The organism is Rhizobium sp. LjRoot98 (assembly GCF_964252935.1).
GTDB lineage: Bacteria > Pseudomonadota > Alphaproteobacteria > Rhizobiales > Rhizobiaceae > Pararhizobium.
The window spans coordinates 23,995-34,361 of record NZ_CAXUPW020000023.1 but is presented as its reverse complement, the minus strand read 5'-3'; the positions used below and the strand labels follow the sequence as shown (position 1 = coordinate 34,361).

General features: G+C 54.4%; 8 protein-coding genes and 1 pseudogene. 7 read left to right on the top strand and 2 right to left on the bottom strand.

The window, feature by feature from the left end:
* The first annotated feature begins 768 nt into the window (after window positions 1-768).
* Both ACSQ3J_RS30130 and ACSQ3J_RS30125 read left to right on the top strand, forming a co-directional pair.
* The gene (locus ACSQ3J_RS30130; protein WP_436041017.1) at window positions 769-2,751 is read left to right on the top strand and encodes a BCCT family transporter; all 1,983 of its coding nucleotides are present in this window, start codon (window positions 769-771) and stop codon (window positions 2,749-2,751) included.
* 1,078 nt (window positions 2,752-3,829) lie between these two features.
* Window positions 3,830-5,188, top strand: a pseudogene (locus ACSQ3J_RS30125) (chloride channel protein).
* A gap of 446 nt (window positions 5,189-5,634) precedes the next feature.
* On the opposite strand, the gene ACSQ3J_RS30120 reads toward ACSQ3J_RS30125, so the two are convergent.
* Window positions 5,635-5,838 (bottom strand): hypothetical protein, encoded by a 204-nt coding sequence (locus tag ACSQ3J_RS30120; protein ID WP_436041014.1) that lies wholly within the window; start codon window positions 5,836-5,838, stop codon window positions 5,635-5,637.
* Between the two features lie 643 nt (window positions 5,839-6,481).
* Here ACSQ3J_RS30120 and ACSQ3J_RS30115 point away from each other — a divergent pair.
* The 4 genes from ACSQ3J_RS30115 (at window position 6,482) to ACSQ3J_RS30100 (ending at window position 8,090) form a co-directional block, all read left to right on the top strand.
* The gene (locus ACSQ3J_RS30115) at window positions 6,482-7,024 is read left to right on the top strand and encodes a MarR family winged helix-turn-helix transcriptional regulator (protein ID WP_436041013.1); all 543 of its coding nucleotides are present in this window, start codon (window positions 6,482-6,484) and stop codon (window positions 7,022-7,024) included.
* A 138-nt stretch (window positions 7,025-7,162) separates the two neighbouring features.
* Window positions 7,163-7,570 carry a hypothetical protein gene (locus ACSQ3J_RS30110; RefSeq protein WP_436041012.1) on the top strand — a complete coding sequence of 136 codons (408 nt, stop codon included), beginning with the start codon at window positions 7,163-7,165 and terminating at the stop codon, window positions 7,568-7,570.
* Between the two features lie 118 nt (window positions 7,571-7,688).
* Window positions 7,689-7,883, top strand: coding sequence for a hypothetical protein (locus tag ACSQ3J_RS30105; RefSeq protein WP_436041011.1), 195 nt, complete (start codon window positions 7,689-7,691; stop codon window positions 7,881-7,883).
* Between the two features lie 39 nt (window positions 7,884-7,922).
* On the top strand, window positions 7,923-8,090 hold the full coding sequence (locus ACSQ3J_RS30100) for a hypothetical protein (protein WP_436041010.1): 168 nt from the start codon (window positions 7,923-7,925) through the stop codon (window positions 8,088-8,090).
* A 70-nt stretch (window positions 8,091-8,160) separates the two neighbouring features.
* Here the strand turns inward: ACSQ3J_RS30100 and ACSQ3J_RS30095 are convergent, their stop codons facing one another.
* On the bottom strand, window positions 8,161-8,994 hold the full coding sequence (locus tag ACSQ3J_RS30095) for an IS5 family transposase (protein WP_436041016.1): 834 nt from the start codon (window positions 8,992-8,994) through the stop codon (window positions 8,161-8,163).
* Window positions 8,995-9,712: 718 nt separating this feature from the next.
* Here ACSQ3J_RS30095 and ACSQ3J_RS30090 point away from each other — a divergent pair.
* Entirely contained in the window at window positions 9,713-9,928 is a 216-nt protein-coding gene (locus ACSQ3J_RS30090; RefSeq protein ID WP_436041009.1) for a hypothetical protein, read from the top strand.
* The last annotated feature ends 439 nt before the right edge of the window (window positions 9,929-10,367 follow it).

The following is a 10,367-nucleotide window of genomic DNA, read 5'->3' as shown; positions in this document are numbered from 1 at the left end:
TTGTACACAGCAAGCACCTGACTTTCTCAGCTAGCTCCAGCCGATCTGCTTTGCCGCTGGGACAGCGGACGCTCCTACGTTTTGAAACGAACCGTCCGCCCAGTTCCGTTCGCGCGGAGTCTATAGACGGGTCAAAATTTAACCTGTTTAGATTGGCTAGACTAGGTTGGGCCGCCAGCGGACCGAACGCTGCTAAGACTGCCGAAGCGAAAAGGAGACATTCGAGGCGTCAGTGCGGAGGCCCGGGATGCGGCTCGTTTCAATCGGCTGTTTCAGCCTCTCCTTGTTAACGGCGCATAAGCATCTGAAGCACTGCCCCAAACATCGCCTTCGCATCGAAAGCGGCCCCTCGTTTGTGCTCACGCCACCGTACCCGCAATTTCCCGCTGCCAAACCGGAACGTACTCCTATACTCCGTGTTCGAATGGCCAAAACGCGATGTCGTCCTCTGCCCAAGCCTCGGGTGAACGCTGATCTTGAAGAGATGCTATCCAATATGAGTGAGCGACCCGCATCGCATAGTCCCGCGCCCGAAGACCGTAGACAACACGATCAGCCTCAATGTCTCCAACGACGCGACGAACAAAACGAAGTCTAAACTCATTATAGGCCAGGCGCACAAAAGGCGCGCTCGCAGATCCGTTCGCCATGGACTCTTGCCTGCCACTGTTGTTCGTCCTCGACCCTATCGCCTTTTTACAAACTTGAAAAGATTCTACATTTTTTAGGCGACTTGGTCGGCAGCGTTCGAAATGCTAAAGGACGATGATGTTCAAGTTTACAATTAACCCGCCCGTATTCTTCGGATCCGTTACGATCATATTGCTCTTCGTCGCCGTGGCCGCGATCTTCCCTGGAAGAGCCGAGGCCATTTTCGGCGCATTGCAGGCGTCGATCCTTGCATCCTTCGGATGGCTCTACCTCTTGGCAGTAGGGATATTCCTGTTCGGGATACTGATTCTTGCCTTCGGTCGCTACGGCGACCTGAAACTGGGGCCGGACGATTCACAGCCGGAGTTTCGATACGTGTCCTGGGTCGCCATGCTCTTTGCCGCAGGCATGGGTATTGGACTCATGTACTTCGCCGTCGGGGAACCGATGACCCACTTCGCTGCTCCGCCGCAAGCCGACCCGCTGACGATTGCTGCAAAACGAGAAGCCATGAGCATAACGTTCTTTCACTGGGGTATCCACGCGTGGGCTATCTACTCAGTGGTCGGTCTGTCGCTGGCATACTTCGGGTATCGCTATAATCTGCCACTGACCATTCGTTCGGGACTCTATCCGCTCTTGAAGGAGCGTATTAACGGTCCTATCGGTCACATGGTCGATATCTTTGCGATCTGTGGGACGCTCTTCGGTATCGCGACGTCTCTCGGATTTGGAGTGCTGCAAATCAATGCCGGCTTGAACTTCCTGCTCGGCGTACCCGTATCCGCAGTTGTGCAATCCATTCTAATTGTCGCCATCTCCGCTATTGCAACGGTTTCGGTCGTGAGCGGGCTCGATAAGGGCGTCCGCATTCTCAGCGAGCTGAACCTGATTGTCGCAGTTGCACTTATGGTGTTTGTTCTGGTCGTGGGCCCGACATCGCAACTGATGCGAGACTTCGTTCAAAATATCGGACTTTACCTCGACACGTTTCTGCTTCGAACCTTCAACATCTATGCGTATGAACCAACGCCGTGGATCGACTCGTGGACCTTGTTCTACTGGGCTTGGTGGATTTCGTGGTCGCCTTTTGTCGGCATGTTTATCGCGCGCATCTCACGTGGGCGGACGGTACGCGAATTCGTCGTAGCGGTCTTATTCGTTCCAACCACATTTACCTTTTTCTGGATGACCGTATTCGGCAATACCGCCATGGAAATCGACCAAGGCGTGGCGGCCGGAGACCTTGGTCGCGCCATCTCTCAAGACATATCGGTTGGCCTGTTCCAGTTCTTCCAGTATCTGCCATTTCCGGCTATTACCTCGACGCTTGCCGTCGCGCTGGTTGCGATATTCTTCGTAACATCCTCGGATTCCGGATCACTAGTCATTGATACAATTGCGGCTGGCGGAGAGACGAATACGGGCACAGCGCAGCGAATATTCTGGTGTTCCCTTGAAGGGCTTGTGGCCATTGTTCTGCTTTTAACCGGTGGGCTTTCCGCACTGCAGTCGGCGACGATCGCTTCAGCACTGCCGTTTGTTTTCGTCATGATGGCTCTACTTGTCGGATTGTTCAAGGGTATGCGTGCCGACGTTGCGCAACACGCGGCTCTCACCGGCCCAACGTATTCTGCAGCGCAACCTGCAGCGGGGATCACGTGGCAGCGCCGGCTCGCTCTCGCCCTCAATGCGCCGGATGAACGCGACGTCGCCAAATTCATTGAGAGTGTCGTGAAACCCGCGCTTCAAGCGGTCGCAGAAGAGTTGACGCGCGGCGGTCGTATCGCGACTGTGCAGTCGGTAGATGAGGCATGCGCTGTCAGTCTTTCCGTCCCTGCGGAACGCGTTCGCGATTTTGCCTACGCGGTTCAACCTGCAACTCGCAAGTTGCCGGCTTACACTGCGTTCGAAGCGACCAACATGGAGCTACGCCATGAGGCGCGAACCTCGTTTACAGACGGTAGTCGTGGCTACGATATTATGGGGATGAGCAAGGATCAGATCATCGCAGACGTCCTGGCACAGTTGGAGCGTTATCTTGCGCTGACAGCGTCGACTGAAACCACACTGATGACCACCGCGCCGGAACACAACTGAAGAGAAGACTATTACTCAGCCAGCGCCCAGGGGCCGAACATACTCTAACGAGAGCGTTACACATTTGCGGCCGTCAAATATGCTTATCGCGCTCCATGCCCTGCTGGCATCTGCAAACAGATTGCATCGGCGAATGTTCCAGGCCAAAACTCCGCCAACCGTCCGGTGGAGCCGGGACATTAACGATGACCTTGTCGCCGAGATGACCATTGAGAAGATCGGAAATGCTGGCCTAAGGCTCCGCACGACCGACAAGGATCCAACGACGGGCAGGAATACGGTAGCAAGCGACATCAGGGTGGCCCGCTAATGTCTTCGGCTTGCGCGTCGCGTATCTTGCGGCACGTGAACATTCCTGAATTCTTGGAAATGACCCGGCCATGTAAACATTAAGCCTACGACCTAGCGATTGGGCAAAACACAAGGCACATGTCCCTGTCGGAATGCTTGTACGATGATCGACGAAAAGCACACAAACTGATCGTAGTCGGTTGCCCGTGCTGGCTTTAGCCCCCAGTGGAAGCAAAATACACTGACGGTATAGGCGAAAATCTAGGGATTGCGCAGTGCGAAAAACTGTACAATGCTGCAGCAGAGGTTGGGCCCCGCTCGAGTGTCCACCGAGCGGGGCTTATTTTTACGTACTTAAATAAGCCGAGCACCCTCGCCCGACCTCTCAATTAACGCAACCAAAGGGCGATCCGTCTAGGCACCTTAGGTTGAAAAACCACAAAAATGTCGTATTTAGGCGCGCTAATTTAGTTTAAGGTGCTGATCTATCTTCACTTTCAGACCACGCAAGAAAGTCAATCTAACCTGTCGAAACTTTGCTTTGACAGGCGAATGCACGCTCGGGCGCGACGATGACAGCCGCCAGTTCCTGATCGAAAATTGCCAGGACAATCCTGATTGGAAAACCGCAGAGTAAGTTTTTGGCGTTGTGTGCCGTGGATAACCGGATGTGCGAGATGCGCACACGAGTATGCAAGCTGTGCTACACCCTTGCATAGAACCGAAGCGGCTTAGCTGAAATTATCTGCTTCACGCAGCCAGCGAAGCATTCCCCGAGCGAACCAAAATGCCACCTGCCTATCGAAAACTAAAGCTTCTGCGGCGTTCAAGGGCCGTTTGGGGCTCCACCAGAATATGAAAACCACGGCTGGTCTTCTGGACTGGCGCTTTTGCGATCGGTGTCGTCAGCGTCGTATTCGCTAAACTGGCTGATTTCTCTCAAAGCCTCTTTGCCGATCTTACATCCTCCGGCGAATGGGCCTTCATGTTGCCCATGATCATCACGCCGTTGGGTTTCGCATTGTCTGCCTATCTCGCTGCCCGTTTCTTTCCTAACTCCCAGGGAAGCGGAATACCGCAGGCAATCGCCGCGCGACATTAGCGCGATGATGATGACCGGGTGCGGCTTTTGTCGCTTCGGCTCGCCTTTGGTAAAATTGTTTTGACGATCCTTGGCCTTCTGTCTGGAGCCTCGATTGGGCCTGAGGGTCCGACAGTTCAAGTCGGAGCATCGTTCATGCTTGCGGTTGCGCGGTTCGGCGGAATGGCGCACACCCGCGGTCTTATTCTAGCCGGATCGGCCGCAGGAATTGCAGCGGCCTTCAATACACCGCTCGCGGGTGTTGTCTTTGCCATTGAAGAGATGAGCCGAACATACGAATCCCGAACGAATGGATTGGTGCTAACAGCTGTCATTCTGTCCGGATTGGCTGCGCTGGGTCTATCGGGAAGTTACAACTACTTTGGGACGGCGTCGGCCGCTCCTTCACAGTTCGTCGATTGGGCGCTCGTAGTGGCGTGTGGTACATGTGGTGGTGCGCTTGGTGCCGCCTTCAGCGGGTTTGCACTATTCGTCGGAGCCCGTATCCGGCGCTGGGCGCATTAAGCTCCTGTAAAGCGAATGGTCCTTCTTGCCTTCGGCTGTGGTATCGCAGTCGCGTTGATCGGGATTGTGTCAGGCGGGAACACCTTTGGGACTGGTTACGAACAGGCACGCAGTGCGATTGAGGGGCAGCCATTGCCCACCCTCTTCTTCGTCGAAAAAGTCTTTGCCAGCTTCGCGTCTATGGTGTCGGGAATTCCCGGCGGCATTTTCGCACCCTTGCTATCAATCGGCGCCGGTCTTGGCAGCACAATCGGCTCGATGATGGGAGCCAGCATAGCGCTTGCTGCGATACTCGGCATGGCAGGGTACTTTGCAGGTGTCGTCCAGGCTCCAATGACGGCTTTCGTCATTATCCTCGAAATGACGGGAGACCACGATGCCGTGATATCGATCATGGCGGTGTCGATGATCGGCTTTGGCACATCGCGTCTTCTATCGCGTGAGCCACTGTATCATGGGCTGTCGCGTGTATTCATCGCTGCGGCGATCCGCGCCAGGCGTGCGAAAGAGACAATGGCAAGCACACATCTTGACGGCTAGTCGCTGCCGATTTCTGGTCAAGCGTGGGTCGACTGACGGTCGTTGCCACGATTTAATGCTGCCCCGATTTGAAAGGCGGGACGCTTTGTCCGTCCTATATATGCTGGAACTCTTTGGCGGCGTGGCCATTCTCATATAAAGGAGAAAAGCAGATGCACATCGAAAATGAGCTAATAGACGACTAGGTCGTGGACGACCTTGTCGAAGAATACTCCCTCAGTCCCCAAGAGGCCGAGCGGGTGTTGAAGCAATTTGGCAGCGATAGGGAGGAACTTGACCTTTTGCTTGGCCACAAGGGGGCCGCAGACGTGCCGTCACCCAATTCTGACGAGGTTACGCTCGGCGATTTTCTATTCGAGATCTAAAGTTCACCACAACCTCTAGCGATAGAGCCAGCGGTAGATTTTCGCAGCGGGATGAAGAAGCCATCCGGTAGCGCGACTAATTTAGGAAGCCAGCACCTTCGCCAGTCTATAGATCAATCCGTCGCCGGCTCCCATCGAGCAATTGCCATGGTTTTCGACGTTCTTGCAGATGAGGTTGACTTTTGCCTCGTCGAAGTCAGACGCCTGAAGCAGCGCTTCGCGCATGCCGATGATTGACAGAAGCACCGGTTTGCGCACCAGTTTCCCATCTTGCCAAACGCTCAACTGTATGTCCCGGGTTAAGGCATGCCATGGATTAGCAAAGTCTCGCACAATCATATCTGCCCTAGTATGCCGCAGGTTTTGTTTCATCCCGCCCGGGGAAATCGAGCGTTTTTTCCGGATTAGTCTAAAACCGCCGCCCGACAAGCCGGACGGTCTTTCCTTCGACATCGCGAATATATCTTGCTGGTTCGGGAGCTTTCTCTGATTGGGTCAATGCCGACTCGCTGACGGGTCTTCCAGAGAGGGAGGCGACATCGGCTGTACGACCCGATGCGCAAAGTGCAATTAATCCAAGAAAAAGCATTGGAACCGTTTTCATGTCACCTCTCCCTTGGTTCAGGCCGGATGTTTGCCTCTTTTCACAAGAGTCGTCGGCGAGGCCAGACTTTTAATCGGTAGGAAGACAATTGAACCAGATGCCGCCACAATGCCCGCGCAATTTCGAAATTAGCTCTACCGCTCAAAGGTGATGTCGCGACCGCGCCAAGCTCCAGATAAGCCCACTGTTGTACTCCATCCCTTCCCGGACGGTTGGTTACCACAGCTTAGCTGGCTCATTGAAATAAGCTTGGTGCGATCGCAGCTCCCCTCCCGAGCCAAACCGCACTATATCATGACATGACATAGTTGCAAGGATACATGGATGCCCAAACCCAGTCGAAGCGTTTCAGGATCACGAAATACCACCGGCGTCCTGCCCCAAGCGGCCAATGAAAAGGACATTGCTGACCAAACGACGCTTGGCAGTGCCGGTCAGCACCACGAAGAATCGACCCTGGATCCTGGTGTTTACGAAGGCTTGGCAGGCTTCCGGTTGGCTATGAGGCACTTCTTTGCCTATAGCGAGACGACAGTGACGGCGGCCGGGATCACATCTCAACAATACCAAGCATTGCTGGCGATAAAGGTGGCGCCTCAAAGTGAAGTCACCATGAAGGATCTGGCGCGCCAGATGCTTCTGCAGCCGAATGGAGCAGTGCAGCTTGTCGATCGAATGGTCGTCGCGGGCCTCGTCAAAAGGACACAGGCAACGAAGGACAAACGAAGCGTGTTTGTCGGGCTCACGCCTGAGGGGCAAAGCCTTCTCGAAGAATTGGCGCTGGGACATGTTCGCGAAATGCTTCTGCACGAACCGCTGTTGGCAGAATCCCTTGCTAGACTGCGACGCCTGGCCAAGCTTCTGTAACGCATTGACCCCGCGCCTTAAGAGAGCCTGTTGCTTTCTCTCTGCCTAATCAACAAAACGTGTTTGATGTCCACGCGGCATTCTATATCATGGCGTGATATAAATGGTGGATTGGAAAATGTTCAGGGAGTGGAGTTCGTGAGCGAGACATTTTCAAGCCGCTGGAGCGCATACCGTCCGTCGAAAAAGGTTTGGTTATGGTCGACGATCGGCGCATCGCTGCTCACGATGGCGATCGGGTTCGCCGGTGCTGGCTGGCAGACAGGTGGCCGTGCCTCTGTAATGGCCGAAATGGCGGCCCGACAAGCGCGAAACGACGTTGCCGCCGGCATCTGCGTTGAACGGTTCATTTCGGCTGAAGGAGCCGCGAAAAATTTGGAAACGTTGAGGAACACCGCGAACTGGGACAGAAGCAAGTTCATCGAAGACGGGGGCTGGAGTACGATTAAGGGCGCCGAGGATCTTGGTCCAAGTGCTGCGGCGTATTGCGTCAAAGAGCTCATTCGTATGAAAGAGCTTCCGGTCACTATCGCAAGTGATACCTGACCGACGATCGCCGACCTATCGCTTCGTGAAGCAAAGGTGTGTTCGTGGGAATGGAAAAAATGGAGATGTCTCGGCGGCTTTTCATTGGATCCTATGCCTGGTTTGATGCGGGGAATTGATGAAATATGAAGCCGGTATACAGATTATTTTCGACGTTGTTGGCAAGCGAGCGTTGATTATATTCCGCGGCAACTTGATTGACTTGGCAGGACCATTTGCCAATCAAGCTGCTGCAATTGCGGCGGGTGAGCAAAAATGTAGAGAACTCGGATGGCTGGAGAGCGAAGACGGCCTTCCGCGAGAGAAGAGTTAACTGATCTCTTCGGTAAACTTGGAATTGAGGCGCTTTGGCATGGAGCAGACAATAACGATGTCCTGGTCGAATGCGCAGCTTGCTTTGTGGGAGCGGCGGATTGCAACAGAGATCAGAAACGGCTCTTCCCTGCTCGACGTTTTATCGATGCTTGACAAGTTGCTGCGCACGCAGCACGGCGCACACGCGATTCGAAAATCAAAATAGCGTTGCGAGTGTTCGCGCCGTTCTGCCAAGAGTGAACCGCACATGCCTTAGAGTCGGATTCGAAAAGGTCTCAGTAATCGCAATACGTTGCAATGCGGCGGGTCATAAGGCGAATGTGTGCAATCATGATCCATGCCTCGGCAGAGGCGATGGACCTTTCAACGTCTTTTGCCAATCTCCGGCATCTACCCAGCCACGCGAAGGTCCGCTCGACCACCCATCGACGTGGCAGAATTTCGAAGCCTTTCGCCTTGTCGCTGCGCTTGATGATCTCGACCGTCCAGCGTCCGATCTTATCCAGCCGCCGCCTCAGCTTTTCGCCCGCATAGCCACCATCGGCAAAGACGTGCAGCAACCATGGCCACCTGTGGCGGATGGATTTCAGGAGATCAGGAGCGCCATCGCGATCCTGTATGTCGGCGCTGTGCACCATGAGACCGACCATCAACCCGAGTGTGTCGACGATGATATGGCGCTTGCGGCCTTTGGTCTTCTTGCCCGCGTCATAGCCCCGGATACCGCCGCTTTCCGTGGTTTTGACGCTCTGGCTATCGATGACACCTGCAGTAGGGCTCGCCTCTTTGCCTTCAAGTTCGCGTGCTTCCATTACCAGGTAATGGTTGATGCGTGTCCAAAGCCCCAGCGCCCTCCATTCGTAGAAATAGCGCTGGGCGGTTGAACAGGGTGGGAAATCCTTCGGCAGCATTCGCCACTGGCAACCGGTCGTGGCGATGTAGAGCAGAGCGTTTACGACCTCGCGCAAATCTGTAGTCCGGGGACGACCCAGGCGGCGGGGTATCGGCAGAAAAGGTCTGACCAACTCCCATTCTCGCTCCGTCATATCGCTTGCGTAGCGTGCCGTCCGCCGGGCATATTGCCGACGGGTGATTTTGGTCCAGGCCATCGTGAACTCCATCGAATCTTTGCAAATCCGAAGGAATCATAACCTACTGAAATCACCCACCTCTTTTTGAGGCAGCCTCTTACAGAAACGCGTGTCGCCCTCATCGACTCCGATTTTGGCTCGCTCGTTTTCCTCTGGGAAACTTGGTTTCCTCGTAAAGCAGCCGTCCGTGATCATCAGTGATCGCCTGCCACACGCGATTGCCGAGGCGATATTCAATGTGCCTCATGCCGGCTTTCTGGCTTGAACTCACCGATATTGCACCCCGATGACAATACCGTTCCAGTTCCACAACCGACAACCCGAACTGGCGTGCAATATGCTTGGCCTCTAAGTTCATGGGTTCAGCGCGAGATGTTGCGGAAATTGTGTTTTTCTGATTCAAAACGCGATAACCCCTGTTCCGTTTTAGACTTCGGTGACGTGGCTAGATTCACTGCATAACCCAAAGTAAATTTTTATAATTCCAGTCTGCACAACAGCGATGTACCGGATGTCAGCCGCGAGCAGTGAGCGCAACGACCATTGACGATATAGATCATGTCGTGACATAAATAAAGATATGACTGGCGTCACTGCAGCTGGTTTTTGACCTATCGCTGTGTGATGCGGGAGGTCGTTTTAATCTCACCCCTGGCGGCGTGAAGGCAGCCGAAGCACGCAATGGTATGCAGCCGGTGGCGGAGACCGTTTCGCTAATCCGGCCTGTTTAGGAGGTATGATGGTCCATCAACACGAATTCGTTTCGAAAGCGGCGCTTGAGATGTTGCGGGATGTTCTCGACGAGGAGTGCGGGGAACGCCAGATATCCGCCGACGGACACAAAGCAAAGGAACTCGCGTCGATCCTGATGACCGCATATTTGCACGGCGCGGGTTCAAATACGCTGAAGGCGTTGGCAAAGGAAACCGTTCTCCCCAGTGACCATCCTTAGCGTCCGCCGACAGGCGCCGATAGAACGGGTGACTTGACCGGCGAACAATGCCAATATGAACGGGAGATGAACAAAATTCTAGAAAGTCTCCTGCGGCAACCAAGGAGCAAACCAACATGTTCAGCAGTGCGTTTTCACCGTCGCCGGCGACGGGTATTCGCTTTTCCGCCGTCATTGCATCTGTTTCGTCTGCCCTCGCCTATATGATCGAGCTTGACGATGCTGCAATTGACGTAAGCCAGAGCGGGTCAGGCCTTGTACTAGGCGGTACGGCTCCGACGCCTGAGATAAGAGAAATCGCGCTCCAGCTTGCTCGTGACCTGTCAGGCTGTCCTGTCCGCGACCACATCGCGATAACGCCGGTAAACTAGAACCATCAGCATTATGACCTATCTTCCGCAGCCCGCGGTTCGGAATATTCAACAGAATTTTGGAACAC

Coding starts and splice junctions, on each gene's coding strand:
- ACSQ3J_RS30095 (WP_436041016.1), bottom strand. CDS start 8,994: ATGGCCTGGACCAAAATCACCCGTCGGCAATATGCCCGGCGGACGGCA.
- ACSQ3J_RS30090 (WP_436041009.1), top strand. CDS start 9,713: ATGATGGTCCATCAACACGAATTCGTTTCGAAAGCGGCGCTTGAGATG.
- ACSQ3J_RS30130 (WP_436041017.1), top strand. CDS start 769: ATGTTCAAGTTTACAATTAACCCGCCCGTATTCTTCGGATCCGTTACG.
- ACSQ3J_RS30105 (WP_436041011.1), top strand. CDS start 7,689: ATGAAATATGAAGCCGGTATACAGATTATTTTCGACGTTGTTGGCAAG.
- ACSQ3J_RS30115 (WP_436041013.1), top strand. CDS start 6,482: ATGCCCAAACCCAGTCGAAGCGTTTCAGGATCACGAAATACCACCGGC.
- ACSQ3J_RS30100 (WP_436041010.1), top strand. CDS start 7,923: ATGGAGCAGACAATAACGATGTCCTGGTCGAATGCGCAGCTTGCTTTG.